Below are 18,682 nucleotides of genomic sequence, written 5' to 3'. Positions count from 1 at the left end.
TCCCGGCCCCAGGCCGGCGGCATCCGCGAGCAGGCGCAGCGCGAGCACCGGCAGCACCAGCGCAGCGATCAGCAGCGCTGGCTTGCCAAGCGCATCTGCGGGGCGAAGCCGCAGCGCGTTGGCCTTGCGCAGCCGCGCGAGGCTGAGCGCGGCTGCGAGGCTGTAGGCCGCCACGCCGGCAGCGGCGGCCCCGGTGATGTCAAGCTGCGGCACCAGCAGCAGGTTGAGCACGGTCTTGAGCAGCGCAGCGCCTGTCAGATACAGGGCTGGAGCGCGGACCGAGCCAAGCCCCTGAAGCAGCGCGGCGGTGATGGTGACCATCGTGCTCGGCGCCGCGGTCAAGGCGATCCACTGCATCGCCGCCGTGCCGGAAGTATCCTTATAGAGCATGATGTTAATCGGCTCAGCCAAAGCAGCAAGCCCTGCCGAGGCGGCCAGGCCGATCAGCCAGAACCAACGCAGCGCAAGCCGGGTCTGGTGCCGGATCTGCTCCTCGTCTCCCCGGTATTTAAGCTCGGCCAGGGCAGGAATGAACAGCACGGACAAGGAGGTCGCCAGCATCGTGACAAGCTGGACTAGAGGAATTCCCCGGTTATAAACGCCCACCTGCACCATAGCCCCCGTCTCATCCCATCCTCCTTGACGAAGCAAACGCGGAAGGGTGAACGTATCCACCAGACTGATCAAGGGTACAGCCAGAGCTGCCAGACAGATCGGTATAGCATAGGCAAGCAGCTGCCTCAGCAGCCTGCCTTGACCCGTCCCCTGATCCGGCTGCGGGCTCACAACAGGACCAGCGGTAGTTCCGCCCTCCGGTGAGCCGCTTATAACAGCAGCAGACCCTTCTCCCGCTGCTGTTCCGTTCTGCCCCGCCGCAGGGTCATCCTTCAGCCGCCGCTTGAGTCGATCCCGGTCAGGCTCAAGCAACCTGACACCTTGTTCGCTCCGGCGGTGCCTGCTCCAGAACAGGAGCATCACGAGCAGCCCTGCGCAGCCGCCTGCTGCCGAGCCAATCATCGCTCCTGATGCAACTGTGCTGTCAGGAGCGCCGGATGCGGTAAAGGTCAGCAGCAGCACAATCATCACCGCTACGCGGATAGCCTGCTCCACAACCTGGGATACGGCTGTGGGCAGCATATTCTGCAGCCCCTGGAAATAACCGCGAAGGGCTGCCGAGGCCGGCACGAAGAACAGTGCCGGCGCAGCGCTCCGCAGTGCGGGCACGAGCTGCTGGTTGCCGATGGCGCCCGCCAGCAGCGGCGCCCCCAGATACATCGCTAAGCCTCCAGCCAAGCCGAGGCTCAGCATCACCACCGCCGACAGTCTCAGAACCTCGGCTGAGCCAGCACGGTTGCCTGCTGCTTCGCGCTCGGCCACAAATTTGGAGACCGCGGTAGGAAATCCCGCGGTCGCAAGGGTTAACAGCAATGTATAGAACGGGTACACCGTATTGTAGATACCGAATACCCCGTCTCCCCCAATATTCTGCAAGGGGATCTTTTGTAGTGTGCCAAGCAGCTTGGTCAACAGCGCAGCGGCCGCAAGCAGTGCCGCTCCCTTAAGCAGCCTGCCGGCTGCGGAAGTCTCTTTCATGCATTTCCCCACTTTACCATGAACCAGGCCTTTATTACCTTCATTCATTGTCCTAATAACAGCTTTATCCATTATAATCTCATCTTGCCGTAAGGGGAAATGAACACGCAAAAAAACTCCCTCTGCCTTGGAACAAGACCCCTGATATTAAAGAATGGGGCCTGATCCTTAACCCGCTTACTTTGCAAGCAGGTTAGGGCGTGGGGAGTTTTTTTGTACTTTAAGTTTACTGCTCCATTTGCTTGCCAAGAAAACCGGCAGCGGTCTCGGCCATTTTGGACTCAAGCTGGGACATCTTAACCGATTCATCCTTATTTACCAAGGTAACTGAACCGATCGGGTCACCGCCCGCGATAATAGGTGCAATAACGAAAGTCGAAATCGTTTCCGCATGATCTTTAATAAGTTCATAGGTCCCGGTATTCGCTTCAATAATGATTTTACGGTTATCCATGCAGTTCTCCAGCAGGTTGCTGACCTGCTTATCCAAATACTCTTTCTTGGAAGCCCCTGCTACAGCAATGATGGTGTCCCGATCCGAGATCAGGGTGATATGGCCTGTACTCTCATACAACGATTCGGCGTATTCCTTGGCAAAGTCGCCAAGCTCCCCAATCGGGGAATACTTCTTCAGGATAACCTCACCGTCACGATCAACAAAAATCTCGAGCGGATCTCCTTCCCGAATACGCAATGTGCGGCGGATCTCCTTAGGTATAACCACTCGGCCCAAATCATCAATACGACGTACAATTCCAGTAGCTTTCATTTCACATGTTGCCCCGCTTTCTAAAGAAGTTAATTGAACTACTGATGCATTTTTATAAATGGAGATGGGTTCAATCCATATTATTTGTTCTTGACCATAGTATTAGGCTGCTCCCATTTCCTTATACATTAACCTTATCGTTTCACTTTCGCACCATCATGGGGACAAAAAGCAGCGCGAGCTTCCGCGCTGCCTCTCATGCCAACCTGGCTTCTTTTATTTACCTGTGCCGGAGGTTCCTTCCCCAGTTCCAGTTCCGCCTTGCTTAGACTTGTCGTCCGGAGTGGTTGTACCGCTCTTGGAGGAATCGGTCTTCGTGCCGGTTTTGGTCTCGACCTTGGGAAGATCGATTTTCTTGATGATCTTGTTCAGGCCGTTCTGCATGAACTCATCCAGTTTGGAAGAAGCCACGCTGGATTTCAAGGAATCCTTCTGGGCCTGGGTCAGATCTGTGTAAGTTTTCTCGGTGCGGGCTTCCACACGCATGATGTGGTAGCCATAATCGGTCTCCACCGGATCACTCACTTTATTCAATGGCAAGGTCTGCGCCTTCTCCTTGAATTGTGGAACCCATTCGGATACTTCTTTGTCTTTATAAAGTCCGCCGTCAGCCTTCGAAGCTCCATCCTCAGTATACTGCTTGGCCATTTCGGCGAAGTCTGCGCCCTTATCAATCTTGGCTTTAATTTCCTTGGCCAGCTTAAGCGCATCCTCTTTCTTGCGTTCCTTGCCCTTCGAATCGGTAAACTGGATCAGAATATGACGCACAGAAGCTACCGTGAAGTCACCCTTCTTGGCCTCAAATTCCTTTTTCACTTCGTCTTCGGTCACTTTGGACGTCTCGCTTTGAATCACAGTGAAGACTTTGACCATGTAAGCTTTGAAATCCGCTTCGGATACCTTTTTGCTGTCGAGCATTTTCTTGAACTGCTCGTTCCCCAACTGTTTCTTCATCTGGGCAAGCTGATCCGTCGCCTTCTTCTCACCTTCCTGCTTGGACTTGTCATCCGCTTTGCCGCTTAAATAAGCATAAGCAATCTCCTGCTTGATGAGGTAATCCCGGAACTCGTCCATTTGAGCAAGCTGTTCCATCTCTGGAGACATCAGCAGCATAATGCGCTGCTCCAAGTCAAATTCATTTGCTGTAATCTCACCGCCCTCATAGGTGGCAACAACTTTACTTGTATCTTTCTTGGTCTCAGTGGTAGTTTTCGTATTGCCCGCCCCTGTCTCATCGGACTTCTTCGTGCATCCTGCCAGTATGGAAAAGGTTAGCACTGCTATTAAAGCTACCAGCAGTGTTTTCCATGATCGGCTATTACTTCGCAGCATCTTGTAGTTCTCCCTTCGATTTGAATGCGCCTTTAAGGGATTCCATGATCTGCTCAAGCAGGTCCATCATCTCCTTGTCACTCAAACCTTTAATTTTAATCTGGATTTGAATTGCCGTTCCTTGGTTAAATTGTACACGTCTTCCGTACTGATTTCCAACCTCGGCTAATTTTGCAGGAATAACGGCCTTCTCCTGGCCCTCATGGAACTTGAGCAGAACCTCGTCCCCGCGCCGCGTAATCGACTCGATGCCATACTGCTTGGCATAAATTTTCAGCCGGGCTGCTGCCAGGAGATTCTCTACCGCCTCCGGCGGTTCCCCGAACCGGTCAAGCAGCTCGTCAGCCAGCTCTGATACCTCTTCCAGGGAAGAAACGGCTGCTGCTTTTTTATAGATTTCAATTTTTTGAATACTATCATAAATATATTCTGGTGGTAAATAGGCATCAATACTCAAATCAATTACCGTATTAAAATGCGTATCCTCTGGTGCTTCCTCTCCAAGCATCGTCACCTTGCGCTTCTGAATCTCCTCAGCCAGCATCTGCGAGTACAGGTCAAAGCCGACAGAAGCGATAAATCCGTGCTGTTCAGCCCCAAGCAGATTCCCCGCTCCACGGATGGATAAGTCACGCATAGCGATCTTGAAGCCTGATCCAAGCTCTGTGAACTCCTTGATCGATTGCAGCCGCTTCTCAGCCACCTCCGTCAACGACTTGTCACGCTGATAGGTGAAGTAGGCGTAAGCAATGCGGTTGGAGCGGCCTACGCGTCCGCGCAGCTGGTACAGCTGGGATAGACCCATCTTGTCCGCATCATGCACGATAAGGGTGTTTACATTCGGAATGTCCACGCCTGTCTCGATTATACTCGTACTCACCAGAACATCGTATTCCCCATCCAGGAAGTCAAGAATCGTCTTCTCCAGCTCCTGCTCGGACATTTGTCCATGGCCTATGCCAACCTTAGCACCCGGAACAAGCATAGAAATTTGCGCAGCCATCTCCTGTATGCCCTGAACCCGGTTGTACAGGTAGTAAACCTGTCCCCCGCGTGCCAATTCACGTTCAATCGCCTCGCGGACCAGTGCCTGGCTGTGTTCAACCACATAAGTCTGAACAGGGAACCGGTTCTCCGGCGGTGTCTCGATAACCGACAGATCCCGTACGCCCAGCATGGACATATGGAGTGTCCGCGGAATTGGAGTTGCCGTCAGGGTAAGAACATCGACATTGACTTTCAGCCGCTTCAGCTTCTCTTTATGGGTCACCCCAAAGCGCTGTTCTTCGTCCACAATAAGCAGACCCAGATCCTTGAATACGAGGTCCTGGGATAACAGGCGGTGGGTTCCAATGACAATATCCACGGTTCCTTGGCGGATGCCTTTGGTTGTCTCATTCTGTTCTTTCCGGCTGCGGAACCGGCTGAGCACCTGAATGTTAATCGGGTAGCCTGAGAACCGCTCGCGGAAAGTCTCATAGTGCTGCTGAGCCAAAATGGTCGTCGGCACCAGCACAGCGACCTGTTTGCCTTCAATCGCACATTTGAATGCGGCCCGGATCGCCACCTCGGTCTTCCCGTAGCCCACATCTCCACACAGCAGACGGTCCATCGGACGATTCCGCTCCATGTCCTTCTTAATTTCCTCAATCGCCCGGATCTGGTCACGGGTCTCATCATATGGGAACATAGCCTCAAATTCCTGCTGCTCAGGTGTGTCCTTCTCGAAGCCGTAGCCCGGGGAAGCCTGCCGATCCGCATACAGCTTAATCAGCTCGTCCGCAATATCCTGAACGGAGGAGCGGACCTTGTTCTTAACCCTCGTCCATTCGTTGCCGCCCAGCTTATAGACCTTCGGCTCTTTATCTTCTGAACCCACATATTTCTGGATCAGGTCAATCTGATCAATTGGCACAGACAGCTTGTCGCCCCCGGCGTACAGAATGTGCATGTAGTCCTTATGGATACCACCCACTTCCAGGGTGCCGATGCCAATATATTTGCCGATTCCGTGGTTCTGATGAACAACGTAATCCCCAATCTTCAGCTCGGTATAACTTTTGATGCGCTCCGCATTATCCATGCTGCGTCCAACCTTGCGCGCCTTACGCTGCTTCTGGGAGAACATCTCCCCTTCCGTAATAACCACAAGGTGGATAGCCGGGAGTTCGAATCCGGTCTGCAGGTTGCCTTGAAGAATGGTCGGTTCTTCAATACTGTAGTCCTGCAGAACCCGACGCATGCGCTCGATCCGCTCCTCATTGCTGGCCAGCATCAGTACCCGGGCCCCACTCTTCTTCCAGCGTTCCATCTCCGATTTGAGCACATTCATCTGCCCGTGGAAGTCCTGCATAGCCCGGCTGGTGAAATTCAGAATGTTCTGAGGCTGGATATGCGGTACCTGGCGGAGAAATAGCGATAAGAACAAGGTCTGGAACGGGCGTTCATAGATCACCTTATCGCTTTCAGTGGACAAGGGCAGAACCGGCAGACTCTTCCCGTTTTGTACCAAATGAAGGTTCCACTCCGCCTCGTCACGCTCAAGCTGCTTGCCTGTCTCCAGAAGACGAGACGGTTCGTCCATAATCAGGAGAGTATCCTTTGGCATATAGTCATACAAGGTTTGATTCTCCGGATAAATAAGAGAAATATATTTATAGATTTCTGAAAAATTTACATGCTCGCGCAGCAGCTCAATCTCACGGGATATTTCCTCCCGGAGCTTCGCCTTGGCCTGACGGTCCGTCATCTTCTCCAGCTGCTCTTCCAGCTTGGCGTTCAATACTTCTGCGGCCTTGTCCAGTCGGTCTGCGGACGCTATAAGCTCCTTGCAGGGAGGGATGGACACACTCTTAACCTGATCGACAGAGCGCTGATCCACCGGATCAAAAGTGCGAATGGAGTCGATATCCTCATCAAACAGCTCAATCCGGTAGGCAAGCTTCGAGGTTAGCGGATAAATATCAATAATCCCCCCGCGAACGCTCATCTCCCCCCGGTTCTCCACACGCTGGACACGCTCGTAACCGAGTTCTATCATCCGGGTCAGGAATTCATCCAGCTGAAGCGTGCCTCCCAGATCAATTTTAAGCTCGGCGTTAGCGAGCACCTCGGGAATCGGTACATATCTGCGAACCCCGGAAAAGGGTACAACAACAATCCCGCGGAAACCCTGCGAGCAGCTAAGCAGTACTTCTATTCTTTGAGCCAGCGTCTCGGGGCTGGATACCGCTGATTCAGCAGCCACGAGCTCATTTGCAGGATAGAGAAGAACCTGCTCAGGCGATAGCGCCTCCTGAAGGTCCTCGGCAATCTTCTGGGCCGAGAACATATTGTGGGTCACCACCAGGAGGGGACGCTGAATCTGTTCATGCAGAGCTGCCAGCATTACCTGTCTGGAGGAACCCGACAAGCCAGAGATCAGCTGTTCCTTCATACCTGCGTTGACCCCGGAACTTAGTGATTCGAAATCAGGTTCTTTTGAAAATGCTTCAATAAGTGCTTGTAACAAGAGTTGCACCTCTCTTATGCTTACTGAACTTTGCCGCCTAAAGGCAGCAAAGCCCTAAAATAACCAGAAATAAGCCTCAGCATTCGTGCCAAGGCTCTACAATACGTCTTCGGTAGAACCACCGAAATTACTTTCCGCTTATTGAAGCGGACTTGAGAGAAGCGTTAACTCCGGATGATTCTCTAATGCTTGCCTGCAATAATCACAGGTAATTCTGACGGTCATTTCCCCATTAGAATCATAGGCTATTATATCTCTACGCTCATCAGGGGTCAAGAAATCGAAGCCCAGCCTCGATTCGGACACATGAGCAGAGTCGATTCGTCCCACAAACGTCCGGCAATGCCGGCATACATAGTTTACTGCCATAGTTATGCCTCCAGAAGGTGAATTATACCTTCAGTATGTCCCGGACCGCGCAAGTTTAGCCTCTTATGCCGCCCTAGAGCCTATATTTACTTGTTAAACTTCGCCATAGTCTGTTCAAACGTGTGGGTCAGCGCAAATTCAATCGCATCCGCCGCTTCTTCAATGGACTGCTTAAGCAGCTCCGCCTCTTTCTTGGGAAAGGGGGAGAGCACGTAGTCCACAATGGGGAACCCTGGCTGCGGGCGGGATATCCCCATCCGAATCCGGTTGAACACCTGGGTTCCCGTATGCTGGATAATTGATTTAATCCCGTTATGCCCCCCCGCACTGCCTTGATAGCGAAGACGGTTGCGGCCGATCTCTGTGTCCAGGTCGTCATAGACTACAATCAGGTCTTCCAAAGGCGCCTTGTAATAATCCATAAAAGCACGGACGGATTCTCCTGAGAGATTCATATAGGTCATAGGTTTGATCAGAGCAACCTTCGTTCCTTGAATATTCCCTTCTCCAATCAGCGCCTTGCACTTGCTGGTCTTAATGGATATTCCGTGCCTTGAGGCCAGAGCGTCCAACGCCATGAACCCTATGTTATGTCTGGTCTTTTCATAGTTTGAGCCCGGGTTCCCGAGCCCCACAATCCATTTCATAACCTGTAAATCCCCTTTTCCTATATAAAATAAAAGATTTGAACGGTTTGCTAAAAGTAATCGTTCTCATTTGGCTGATTTTTGATTAAAATAAATGTCATGAGTCACTATCACTAATATCCATATCCACTAACAGCCACTAACCATTTCATTGTTAGAAGGTGAGACACCCTTGCATGCTTTTGGCTCAGAACTTACTCAGGACTCCCACTTCCAAGACCATTTAGAGCATGCCATTCCGGTTCAGATCTACCGCCAGGGCATCCATGTGGATATAGGCTGGATCAAGGACTACGATAAACATGCCGTCTTGGTGGGTGACACGTTGTACAGGAGAAAGTCCTACATTTTCATTTCCCGGCCCGGTTACTAACTGGCCCACCGGGGATTCCCCCCGTATCCACCATGCATACGCCGATAGGGGTTACCTCTCCTGAATGGGAAAGGTAACCCCTCTGCATGATTACCGGTCAAGCTGCCGGCTCATTCCACACTATTCAAGCCTACACTTTACTCAATTTCAAACAACTTACTGATCGATAATTCCTCATGAACCCGGATAATCGCTTCCCCCATAAGCGGAGCTACAGATAGAACCTTAAGCTTGCTAGTTGGGTTAGGATGCGTAATCGGAATCGTATCCGTTACAATGACTTCCTTCAGCGGAGAGTTCTCCAGCCGTTCCATGGCCGGTCCAGAGAGAACCGGGTGGGTGCAGCAGGCATATACTTCCTTCACGCCGCCTTCTTTGAGGGCGTTGGCGCCAAGTACAATAGTTCCCGCCGTATCAATAATATCATCGACAAGAATAGCGGTCTTGCCTTCAATATTCCCGATAATATTCATGACCTCACTAACGTTCGGCTCAGGACGGCGTTTGTCGATGATTGCGAGCGGGGCATTCAAGAAGTCAGCCAGCTTGCGAGCTCTGACCACACCGCCGTGGTCCGGGGACACAACGACCGGGTTCTCAATCTGTTTGGACCGGAAATACTGGGCCAGAATAGGTACGCCCAGCATATGGTCAACCGGGATATCGAAGAAACCTTGAATCTGCATGGCATGAAGGTCCATCGTAATCACGCGGTGAGCGCCCGCTTTCTCAATCAGATTGGCTACCAGCTTCGCCGTAATCGGGTCACGGGAACGGGCTTTACGGTCCTGCCGGGCATATCCGTAATAAGGGATAACCACGTTGATGCTCTTAGCGGAAGCCCGTTTAAGCGCATCAACCATAACCAGCAGCTCCATCAGGTTATCATTGACCGGTCCGCATGTGGATTGGACCACGTACACATGGGAGCCGCGGACACTTTCCGACAGCTTCACTTGAATTTCTCCGTCACTAAAGCTTGTTGTCTCCGAATCCCCCATCGGAATGCCGATGTAGTCCGCAATTTGGTGGGCAAGCTTAGGATTGGAGTTACAGGTGAAAATCTTTAGTTTGGAATCACAATAAGTCATAAAATTAAAACCCTCCGTGCTGAATTGATTGAACTAAAGAACATATCCATGACCAGACTTTAGTTCAATCCATACGGATTGAACTAAACGGACGCATTATTTGCTTAAGTAGAGCGAATGATCTTAGGGAGGCTCCTAAAGGTGGACTGCGCAGGAACCTCCCGCAGCGCCGTCTCCTGTTCATTCCGTATGAGTATGGTTAAGAGCCGCTTAATCCTGCTCTCTTTGCTTTTTCGCTTGGGCGCGAGCCCGGATTTTCTCCGCATAACCGGATTTATTCTCCTGCCGCTGCCTTGCAATCGCGAGGTCATTATCAGATACCGAATGGGTGATCGTGGAGCCTGCCACGACATAAGCCCCTTTACCCACCTTAACCGGTGCAATCAGGTTGACGTTACTGCCGATGAAGGCATCATCCTCAATTTCGGTAATTGACTTATTATATCCATCATAATTGACCGTAATCGCGCCACAGCCGATATTTACATTCTTCCCGACTTTGGCATCACCAATGTAACTCAGGTGAGATACTTTAGAGCCGTCATCCAGTGAAGCGTTCTTGATTTCCACAAAATCGCCAACCTTGACCTTCTGGCCAAGTTTTGTTCCCGGACGCAAATAAGCGAAAGGCCCGACGGTTGTTCCATTGCCGGCTTCCGCCTGATGGAGTACGGAATGTTTAACAGTAACCCCATCCAGCAGACGGCTGTCTGTAATCTCTGTAGAAGGTCCTATTTCACATTGTTCTCCGATTATTGTATTTCCTGAAATCATAGTTCCCGGATAAATTACAGTGTCTGAACCAATAACCGCATCTGCACCGATGTAAGTTGAACTTGGATCAATGATGGTAACTCCATTCAGCATATGCTTCTTGATGATACGCTGACGCATATATCTTTCCGCTTCGGATAGAGCGACACGGTCATTAACCCCGATCGATTCAGATATATCGTCGGTTACGAAAGCGCTAACAACCTCGCCTTCCCCGACCAGAATCCCAATAACATCCGTTAAATAATATTCCTGCTGCGCGTTCTGATTTGTTACCTTATCCAAGGCCGCAAACAATTTTGCATTATCAAAACAATAAGTGCCTGTGTTAATTTCCTTTACCGCATCCTGCTCTGGCGTACAGTCCTTCTGTTCCACGATCTGTGTTACGGCTCCATCTTCCCCGCGGATAATACGTCCATACCCCGTAGGGTTGTCCATTACTGCCGAAAGAATCGTAGCGGCTGCGCCTTTGCTTTGATGAAGCTTCATCAGCTCTTCCAATGTCTCTGAGGTCACGAGCGGTGTATCGCCACAAATGACGATAGTCACTCCCTCTTCATTACCCAGCAGATCTTTGGCCATCTTCACGGCATGGCCTGTACCCAGCTGCTGCTCCTGGAGTACATATTCAGCTGATGTTCCAAGATAAGACTGGACGGCTTCAGCACCATGACCTACGACCACGATACTGCGTTCACAATTGACTTTTTTCACGGTGTCAAGAACATGTCCGACCATCGGTTTGCCGCATACGGGGTGCAGCACTTTATAAAGTTTCGACTTCATGCGTTTTCCCTGTCCTGCAGCAAGAACAATTGCTAATCTTTTCAAGGCCCCGGCCTCCCTCTCTTGAACTCATTACTGAATATATCTTATTCTGCGCAAAAAGAAAAGAGAGCCAAGTACATGGCTCTCTTTTCTTGAACCCCAATAAGTTAAGACATAACTCCTATACAGATTGAAACTTAAGCCCCTTCAACGATAACTTCTTCCTCAACCGCTGCGCGATCGTACTCAGCCAGAACGGCAGCTTGGATCTTCTCGCGGGTACCGGAAGAAATCGGATGAGCGATGTCCCGGAACTCACCGTCAGGCGTACGCTTGCTTGGCATAGCAACAAACATTCCATTGTTTCCGTCGATGACGCGAATGTCATGAACAACAAACTCGTTGTCGATGGTAATGGATGCGATTGCCTTCATTCTGCCCTCTGAGCTTACACGGCGAAGTCTTACATCCGTAATTTGCATATGTGTTCACCACCTTTTTCCATCAGAGACTTGGTGTAATATTCCACATTGCAAACGGAAATCCTCTTTTTTTACGAACAAAAAGGCCTAAATTTAGGAATTTTTTTTATTTAAAAAGGTTTTCGACTGGATTCGTCTAAATCCGATAAGATTTGTAAGGTTATCCACAGGTCTATAGGGCTTTCAACCTGCTGAAATAATTACCGGGCTGAACTACAATTTCCTTCTCTTTGGGGTCCACTGCGGCGAGTGTGGCCAAAGACACATAATCGTGCAGCAGACGCTGTCCGGATTCCACTTCACCTGACTCTACGAGTACACCAACTCCAGCGACTGTGGCGTTAAATTCAGCCAGCAGATCCACCATGCCCTGTATTGTGCCTCCCGCCTTCATAAAGTCATCAACTATGAGCACGCGGGAGTTCTCCTTAAGCGCTCGGCGTGACAAGGTCATCGTATGCAGGCTCTTATGGGAGCCGGAGACATAGTTAATGCTTACCGCTGAACCTTCAGTCACCTGATGATCCCGCCGGACGAGCACAACAGGCAGATTAAGCTGCGCTCCCGTGGCGTAGGCCAGCGGGATACCCTTGGTCTCCACCGTCATGATTACATCGATATTCTGATTCGCGAATACGGTTGCAAAAAGCTTGCCGGCTTCATTCATTAAATTCGGAAGTCCCAATAAATCTGACATATACAAATATCCGCCTGGCAGTATCCGGCTCTGGTCGGACAGCATCGCACACAATTGATCAATAAATTCCCGCGCGTGCGCTTCCCCAACTTTAGGAATAAACTTCACCCCGCCAGCCGCACCGGCCAGGGTCAGCAGGTCGCCCATTCCTTCCTCTTCAAATACCTCCTTGATGATTGACAAATCCTCACTGATGGAGGATTTAGCAGCCCCATAACGTTCGGCAAAGGTGGTAAGTGGAATTAAGTGATGCGGGCGGAGCAGCAGATATTGGGTCATTTCCACCAATCTGGCGCTTCTTTTTAATTTTTTCACGAAAGACCCCTCGCTAAATAGACAAAGAACCCCGGGCAAGCATATGCCCTTTGGCTCTTTCTATATAAAATCCGAATATTTTAATGAAAATATACCACTTTTGTACGTGTTTGTCCAAGTGTAAATGTCTGGCGGTCTTCCTTATGTCAGAAGGCGCACCGCGTATACTTCTTTGCAGAACCCACGCAGCCCGTTATAGATCCGGGCTACCTTCGATTCCTTCGACACTAGACCGAACACCGTTGGCCCGCTGCCGGACATAAGCACCCCGTCTGTACCCAGACGGAGCATCGTGTCCCTGAGCTGAGCCACCTCCGGATGCATCTGCAGGGTCACGTCCTCGAGCACATTACCAAGCTCGCTGCAGACCGCAGAGAAGGACCCTCGCTCAATTGCGGTCTGCATCCGTTGTGCGGAAGGGTGGCGCACCACTTTATCGCTGCGGAAGCGGCCGTACACCTCTGCGGTAGACACATTGATGGGCAGCTTCGCCAGAATGACCCAGCACTGCGGGGGATTCGGAAGCGGGGTGAGAATCTCTCCCCGCCCTGTTGCCAAGGCTGTGCCCCCTTTGACACAGAAGGGGACATCTGAGCCCAGCTCCGCTCCGAGCTCCTGCAGCTCCTCCAGGGGAATTCCAAGATTCCACAGCCGGTTAAGTCCCCGCAAAGTCGCTGCGGCGTCACTGCTGCCCCCGGCGAGACCGGCAGCCACAGGAATTTTCTTATCCAGGTGAATATACACGCCCTTGGATACCTGATACCGCTCTTTAATCAGCCTGGCTGCCTGAAAGGCCAGATTCTTCTCATCCAGCGGGATATAGCCCACCTGGCTGGATATGATAATGGTATCACGCGGCAGCTCCTTCATTTCAAGCCGATCCGCCAAATCGACCATGGTCATGACCATTTCCACTTCATGATAGCCGTCAGGCCGTTTATGTAATACATCGAGCATTAAATTAATTTTGGCCGGTGCTTTTTCGTATATTTTCAAAGGCGTCACCTACTCTTAAGTTTCCATCTGTAAGCTGCATTCAACTGAATAACGCTTTTATTTTGTTTATTATAACAAAAAGTTCTAATGAAGTCTTATTTTGATACAGATACGTCAAAGGCTCCTCCATCGCTGGAGGAGCCTTAAAGAAGTTTAGGAATTGCGGGATGCCGACTGCTCCGCGAGCTGAATGGCCCTTTTTATCATATTGCCCGCGTCCTTGGCCTTAATTCCGCCCCATCCTTCTTTTTGGACGGTATCATAAAAGCCCAGGTCTTTCGCAAGCTCCACCTTCAGATCTTCGGACATGACACTGCGTCTTCTGCGCGACATGAGAGACCCTCCTTTTGGATCGATGAGTAGGAACGCTGTTAGTATGCGCAGCGTCAAGAACCTCATGCACGGGAAGCACATCCATATTCCTGTACAGACCCTGTAAATGAATAAAAGCAGCCTGACCGGGGTCAAGACTGCTGTTAAATGTTAAAGACTTAAGGTTCAAGGTTTAAGGTTTAATATACGAAATCCTCATCTCGCTATCCGTGTTGTCATCACAGATCGTTACTTCAACGGATTCGGTCAGTATATCGGCATAACTGTAGGATACACGCTTGAAGGTCTGCTGCTCTTCATCAAGCTTGACAATAAAGACAGAGGGATAGGTCTCCTCTAGAACACCCGTGCGTTCAACGGTCTTACGGCGACCACCATTCGCACGCAGCAGAATCTTCTGTCCAACATGAGCTTCGAGATTGTTCTTAATTTCCGACAGCGCATTTTTCGCCATTACCTATGACCACCTCTTTCTTGTCCATTATAACGCTAATAAGACTTATTGTCAAGTCAAAATAAATAATTATATCAGGGGTAAAAAAGCATTGTCAATGATTTTTTTCCGGAGCCTATAGATGCCGCTGATTCCTTCCTCTGGACATTGAAAGTGGTTCTGTAACCAAGGCCCCATTCCCCTTTGGTTTTAGGTTTACTGAGACTTAGTTTGCTCAGGATGATCATGGCGATACAACAAAAAAGGCCCCATACCAGGGACCTACAGATTGCCTAAGCGATATAAGCTTTTGTCGATTAATTGGCCGATGGGACCACATTCAGCTTGGAGAGATCCCGGAACCGGGGCAGGCCGATGCGGTAGCTCCCCCTTGTCTCGATTCCTCCTACACCTTGAATACCGCTGATGGTATGGTTCAGCACATCGGTAATATGAATCGTACTGCGGATCGGCGTAAATGAAGCCTTGGCGGCAATATACACCGGGTCCAGCGCATGGATTAAGATCCGGGCCGGCGAGCTTGCAAAGTTCGCCCCAGCTTGCAACAGCGCCTCGAAGTGGGACTGGCAGGCCCCAGCCACAATCGTTAGCGCATCGAAGTCGCGCTCATACTGGCGGGCCACCTGAATCGCCTCAACAAAGTTGCGGGAGTTCTTGTAGCTGTTCAAGCTGTAGAGATCATGATGAATCATGCTCTTGAGCACGCCGTCATGTCCCGTTATCACCACAATATCCGGACGTACTCTTGGAAGCAACTGCCGAAGGGCATCCGCCATAGCTGCCTCCTGAACGTAGTAACCGTCCGCTGGCACCCTCAGCCTCTCATACAGGTCGAGGCTCTTTCTCAAGTAGGCTGGATCGCCATCCAAATGCAGCACCTTCCCCGGCACCTCAAAGTATGCGGGTCCCCCTACCGAGTACGAATGCAGCTCCTGCATCAGTTCGGCCTGGTTTCGTTCCTCAAGCACTTTTCTGTCCTGCTGCAGCCGCTGCAGGGACTCCGTCGCTTTAATTCTCGCCCGCTTTGATTTCTCCGATTGAGCGGGACGATCTACCTTAACCAGGTCCGCAATAGGGGCATCCGCGAGCAGGCGGAATTCAGTTCCTTTAATGACCGCGCTGCCACGTGTCAAAGATTCCACACGGAAGGTGACATCTCCCCCGTAAGATTTACGTACCACCAGGTCTCCCAAATTCGTCAAGTCCATCACCTCTAGACTTATCGTATGGGCGAACCTGGGCTTTGGTTCCTTCTGTCAGCCTTCACAGCGTACTCAATTTCTATTTCAGTCCTGCCTGCTTCAGAACATTGCTGAGGCGTGCGAATTCTTCAAGGCTTAACGTCTCAGCCCGCCGCGACGGCAGAATCTCGGCCTCCCCAAGCAGCCTCTCCAGCTCCTCACGGCCTTCGCTTGCGAAGAAGCGCGTCTTCAGGTTATTGGAGATCGTTTTTCTCCGCTGGGCGAATGAAGCTTGTACCACGGTAAAAAAGAATGCCTCATCCTCCACCTCTACCGGAGCTTCCTGACGAACCTTCAGGCGGATAACCGCCGAGTCGACATTAGGCTGGGGAATAAAGACCGTATGCGGAACGGTGCAGACCAGTTCAGGCTCACAGTAGTACTGGACCGCAATGCTCAGGCTCCCGTACTCCTTGCCCCCCGGTGAGGCGGCCATACGCTCTGCCACCTCCTTCTGAATCATAACCACAATATTCTCCAGAGGCAGATGCTCTTCGAGCAGCTTCATAATAATAGGTGTCGTCACATAGTAAGGGAGATTAGCGACGACGCTGACACCGGTCTGATCAGCATACTCCCGCTCAATCACCTCACGGAGGTCCAACTTCAGCACATCCCCATGGATGACCCGTACATGACCGTATGGCTCAAGTACCTCTTCCAGGATAGGAATAAGGCGCTGATCGATCTCTACAGCTGTCACTTTGCCTGCCGTTTCAGCCAGCTTCTGGGTCAGTGCGCCTATTCCAGGACCGATCTCAAGGGCCCCCTTCGTTTCATCTAGTTCAGCCGCACCGACAATTTTGCCCAGAATATTCTGATCGATCAGAAAGTTCTGGCCCAGGCTTTTCTTGAAGGAGAAGCCGTGCCGCTGTATGATCTCCTTCGTTCTTTTGGGCGTCGATATATCTTCCATCCTGCTCATGGATTAATCTCCTTTGCTCTCTAATTGTTGAAGGGCTGCTGCGAACTCCTCACGGCTGATATGGAACACACGCAGACGCTTGAAGAACTGCTTGCCGTTGCAGTATCCGATGCCCAACTGCTCCCCCATAAAGCGGCGTCGTTCAGCCGCCTGCGGATGGACGATTAAACCCGCTTCGATCAAATCCTCGAAGCTGATCAGAATCTCCTCGCCGCTGTATTCGCTCCGCACCCTGGATAGGGCTTCCCGAATATCGTGGGGCGAAGCATTCTCCACCCCGATATCGCCCTTATGCGTTGCCGCCGCCTCCGTCAGGAAGGCATGCTTGCAGCCAGGAACCTTGGCGGCTACTATCTTGCGTATGCGCTCTCCCGCATGATCCGGGTCTGTTAGAATGATAACCCCCCGGCGCTCCTGGGCCAGCTTAATTTTACGAATCACAGCCGGGCCAATGGCAGAGCCGCCCGTTTCAATCGTATCCGCCTCCACCGCTCTTTTAATCGCAACGGTATCATCCCGTCCTTCAACCACAATGACCTCCTTAATCATGGACGCCATCCTTTCTTCGTGCTTGTCTGTATCTTAAAACAATCCCCGGCCCCATTACCATAAACAGGAACACTCCAGTATCTATAATCTCTGCACTGCCTTACCGATATAAAGATTAGATACGGCTAGCGGCCAGCGGCATAAGTTCTATTCATAACAAAAAGAAGAGGAATTCTCCTCTCCTTAGCATGCACATATTCACTATGTGTAATAGTATCTTATTCATGGATTAAAGTAAACGATGCCTAAGCCAGGCTAACTAGTTCAGTTCCGGCTTAACCGGTCCAATTACATAAACCGTGCGGCCCTTTTTCCGTCCGAAATTGTTAGCTGCTTTCAGACTGTCATAATACACATCAATCTTGTTGCCTTTGATTGCGCCTCCTGTATCCTCCGCTTTACGGAAGCCGACACCCTCAATATACACCCACCAGCCCATTGGGATTACATCGGTGTCTACTGCGATCGTTCTACCTTCCTTAACCCGGGCTCCCGATGCGGTATTCGTACCGATCCCGCTCTCTTCCGCAGAGTAAGCGGTCAGGGATACATTCTTCAGCAACTTTTTATATTTGAACTGCACGCCGCCCTTTTTGACACTGTTATTCTGGCTGATGTTCACAGATTTAGATGAGCGGTCAATGCTAGCTGCAAGTACTTGAGTTTTAGGTTTGGTGCCTACCGCCAACACTTTTGCAGATGGCTGTCTTTCTACGGACTTACTAACCAACCGCTTCGTTACCAGCTTGCCATCCTGGTACACCTTCTCAATATGATGCACCACAACGCCAGTTTGGCCTTTGCTCAGCAGTTTGGTCTTTCCCTTCTCTAGCGAGGGGTCCGACGTTTTGACGAAGGTATAAGGGATGCTCTCCGCTCTCTTCGTTGTACGTTTATCCACGCGCACGACCCGGATGTGCAGATCCGAGCTGACCGGTGTATCCAGGGATGGATATACTTTGTCATCACCCGATACTTTAACGCCTAAGTTCGTAATAGCGTCCTTAACGGTCTCTGACGTTGTCAGATGTTTGTTAGTGACTCCGTCCGCCGTAACCTTAACCGGAACTATACGGCCCAGAATGTACTGATCTCCCTCAGGCAGCATACCAGCCAAGTCTGCCGTACCCTTATCCCCCGAATTTGGGTTCAATGCTTGCTGTTCCAGCCCTTGATCAGGCTTTGATACCGATGTGCCTGGAGATGGTGTCTTGCCATCCGCAACCAAGTAAATGTTCTTGTCAGCCTGGCCATAGAACCAAGTAGTTACGCCGACAAGCAGTGCGATGGTAACAATCCCTGCCACAACAATTTGACGCTTGTTTTCTTTCTTCCACCGCAACGCGTAAGACATGCTGGATGATCGTGACTCATGGGTAGTTTCCTTAGATCCGAAAAAGCCCACTTCTTACGTCCTCCTTCATAGCCCCGCCGTCTAAGATCGACTTGTATAAAAATTG

The 18,682-nt window shown here is 50.9% G+C and carries 18 protein-coding genes; all 18 read right to left on the bottom strand.

What is annotated here, in order from left to right; translation table 11 throughout:
• Positions 1-1,593, bottom strand: a 1,593-nt coding sequence (locus tag BN6628_RS25270) for a polysaccharide biosynthesis protein (protein WP_082927058.1), incomplete at its 3' end; no start/stop codon positions are given.
• Positions 1,594-1,819: 226 nt separating this feature from the next.
• On the bottom strand, positions 1,820-2,362 hold the full coding sequence (gene spoVT / locus BN6628_RS25265; RefSeq protein ID WP_068621721.1) for a stage V sporulation protein T: 543 nt from the start codon (positions 2,360-2,362) through the stop codon (positions 1,820-1,822).
• Positions 2,363-2,578: 216 nt separating this feature from the next.
• Positions 2,579-3,694: a peptidylprolyl isomerase gene (locus tag BN6628_RS25260; RefSeq protein WP_068621719.1), complete on the bottom strand. Its 1,116-nt coding sequence runs from the start codon at positions 3,692-3,694 to the stop codon at positions 2,579-2,581.
• A complete protein-coding gene (gene mfd / locus BN6628_RS25255; RefSeq protein WP_068621717.1) occupies positions 3,681-7,205 on the bottom strand; it encodes a transcription-repair coupling factor in 3,525 nt (1,174 codons plus the stop codon). Before mfd ends, BN6628_RS25260 begins: the two co-directional genes overlap by 14 nt.
• A gap of 138 nt (positions 7,206-7,343) precedes the next feature.
• Entirely contained in the window at positions 7,344-7,574 is a 231-nt protein-coding gene (locus BN6628_RS25845) for an anti-sigma-F factor Fin (protein ID WP_082927057.1), read from the bottom strand.
• An 86-nt stretch (positions 7,575-7,660) separates the two neighbouring features.
• Positions 7,661-8,221: an aminoacyl-tRNA hydrolase gene (pth, locus tag BN6628_RS25250; RefSeq protein ID WP_068621715.1), complete on the bottom strand. Its 561-nt coding sequence runs from the start codon at positions 8,219-8,221 to the stop codon at positions 7,661-7,663.
• 223 nt (positions 8,222-8,444) lie between these two features.
• A complete protein-coding gene (locus tag BN6628_RS26260) occupies positions 8,445-8,603 on the bottom strand; it encodes a hypothetical protein (protein WP_157692518.1) in 159 nt (52 codons plus the stop codon).
• Between the two features lie 128 nt (positions 8,604-8,731).
• Entirely contained in the window at positions 8,732-9,685 is a 954-nt protein-coding gene (locus tag BN6628_RS25240) for a ribose-phosphate diphosphokinase (protein WP_068621711.1), read from the bottom strand.
• Positions 9,686-9,895: 210 nt separating this feature from the next.
• Positions 9,896-11,293 carry a bifunctional UDP-N-acetylglucosamine diphosphorylase/glucosamine-1-phosphate N-acetyltransferase GlmU gene (glmU, locus tag BN6628_RS25235; protein WP_068621709.1) on the bottom strand — a complete coding sequence of 466 codons (1,398 nt, stop codon included), beginning with the start codon at positions 11,291-11,293 and terminating at the stop codon, positions 9,896-9,898.
• Between the two features lie 134 nt (positions 11,294-11,427).
• Positions 11,428-11,712 (bottom strand): septation regulator SpoVG, encoded by a 285-nt coding sequence (gene spoVG / locus BN6628_RS25230; RefSeq protein WP_068621707.1) that lies wholly within the window; start codon positions 11,710-11,712, stop codon positions 11,428-11,430.
• 172 nt (positions 11,713-11,884) lie between these two features.
• Positions 11,885-12,724: a pur operon repressor gene (purR, locus tag BN6628_RS25225; RefSeq protein WP_068621705.1), complete on the bottom strand. Its 840-nt coding sequence runs from the start codon at positions 12,722-12,724 to the stop codon at positions 11,885-11,887.
• A 141-nt stretch (positions 12,725-12,865) separates the two neighbouring features.
• Positions 12,866-13,720 carry a 4-(cytidine 5'-diphospho)-2-C-methyl-D-erythritol kinase gene (gene ispE, locus BN6628_RS25220; RefSeq protein WP_068621702.1) on the bottom strand — a complete coding sequence of 285 codons (855 nt, stop codon included), beginning with the start codon at positions 13,718-13,720 and terminating at the stop codon, positions 12,866-12,868.
• Between the two features lie 153 nt (positions 13,721-13,873).
• The gene (locus tag BN6628_RS25215; protein WP_068621700.1) at positions 13,874-14,053 is read right to left on the bottom strand and encodes a small, acid-soluble spore protein, alpha/beta type; all 180 of its coding nucleotides are present in this window, start codon (positions 14,051-14,053) and stop codon (positions 13,874-13,876) included.
• Positions 14,054-14,225: 172 nt separating this feature from the next.
• Positions 14,226-14,507 (bottom strand): biofilm formation stimulator Veg, encoded by a 282-nt coding sequence (gene veg / locus BN6628_RS25210; RefSeq protein WP_068621698.1) that lies wholly within the window; start codon positions 14,505-14,507, stop codon positions 14,226-14,228.
• 296 nt (positions 14,508-14,803) lie between these two features.
• The gene (gene yabG / locus BN6628_RS25205) at positions 14,804-15,715 is read right to left on the bottom strand and encodes a sporulation peptidase YabG (protein WP_068621696.1); all 912 of its coding nucleotides are present in this window, start codon (positions 15,713-15,715) and stop codon (positions 14,804-14,806) included.
• Positions 15,716-15,788: 73 nt separating this feature from the next.
• The gene (gene rsmA, locus BN6628_RS25200) at positions 15,789-16,673 is read right to left on the bottom strand and encodes a 16S rRNA (adenine(1518)-N(6)/adenine(1519)-N(6))-dimethyltransferase RsmA (protein ID WP_068621694.1); all 885 of its coding nucleotides are present in this window, start codon (positions 16,671-16,673) and stop codon (positions 15,789-15,791) included.
• Between the two features lie 3 nt (positions 16,674-16,676).
• A complete protein-coding gene (gene rnmV, locus BN6628_RS25195; protein WP_068621692.1) occupies positions 16,677-17,222 on the bottom strand; it encodes a ribonuclease M5 in 546 nt (181 codons plus the stop codon).
• A 259-nt stretch (positions 17,223-17,481) separates the two neighbouring features.
• The gene (locus tag BN6628_RS25190) at positions 17,482-18,627 is read right to left on the bottom strand and encodes a 3D domain-containing protein (RefSeq protein ID WP_068621690.1); all 1,146 of its coding nucleotides are present in this window, start codon (positions 18,625-18,627) and stop codon (positions 17,482-17,484) included.
• Between the last annotated feature and the right edge of the window lie 55 nt (positions 18,628-18,682).

It is taken from the genome of Paenibacillus tuaregi (assembly GCF_900086655.1).
GTDB lineage: Bacteria > Bacillota > Bacilli > Paenibacillales > Paenibacillaceae > Fontibacillus > Fontibacillus tuaregi.
The sequence above is the reverse complement of the archived record's forward strand: the minus strand, read 5'-3'. Positions and strand labels throughout refer to the sequence as shown.

Bases quoted from the DNA above. Each gene is read 5' to 3' on its own strand.
- spoVT (WP_068621721.1), bottom strand. From the start codon at position 2,362: ATGAAAGCTACTGGAATTGTACGTCGTATTGATGATTTGGGCCGAGTG.
- BN6628_RS25260 (WP_068621719.1), bottom strand. From the start codon at position 3,694: ATGCTGCGAAGTAATAGCCGATCATGGAAAACACTGCTGGTAGCTTTA.
- BN6628_RS25845 (WP_082927057.1), bottom strand. From the start codon at position 7,574: ATGGCAGTAAACTATGTATGCCGGCATTGCCGGACGTTTGTGGGACGA.
- pth (WP_068621715.1), bottom strand. From the start codon at position 8,221: ATGAAATGGATTGTGGGGCTCGGGAACCCGGGCTCAAACTATGAAAAG.
- BN6628_RS25240 (WP_068621711.1), bottom strand. From the start codon at position 9,685: ATGACTTATTGTGATTCCAAACTAAAGATTTTCACCTGTAACTCCAAT.
- spoVG (WP_068621707.1), bottom strand. From the start codon at position 11,712: ATGCAAATTACGGATGTAAGACTTCGCCGTGTAAGCTCAGAGGGCAGA.
- BN6628_RS25215 (WP_068621700.1), bottom strand. From the start codon at position 14,053: ATGTCGCGCAGAAGACGCAGTGTCATGTCCGAAGATCTGAAGGTGGAG.
- veg (WP_068621698.1), bottom strand. From the start codon at position 14,507: ATGGCGAAAAATGCGCTGTCGGAAATTAAGAACAATCTCGAAGCTCAT.
- yabG (WP_068621696.1), bottom strand. From the start codon at position 15,715: ATGGACTTGACGAATTTGGGAGACCTGGTGGTACGTAAATCTTACGGG.
- rsmA (WP_068621694.1), bottom strand. From the start codon at position 16,673: ATGAGCAGGATGGAAGATATATCGACGCCCAAAAGAACGAAGGAGATC.
- rnmV (WP_068621692.1), bottom strand. From the start codon at position 17,222: ATGATTAAGGAGGTCATTGTGGTTGAAGGACGGGATGATACCGTTGCG.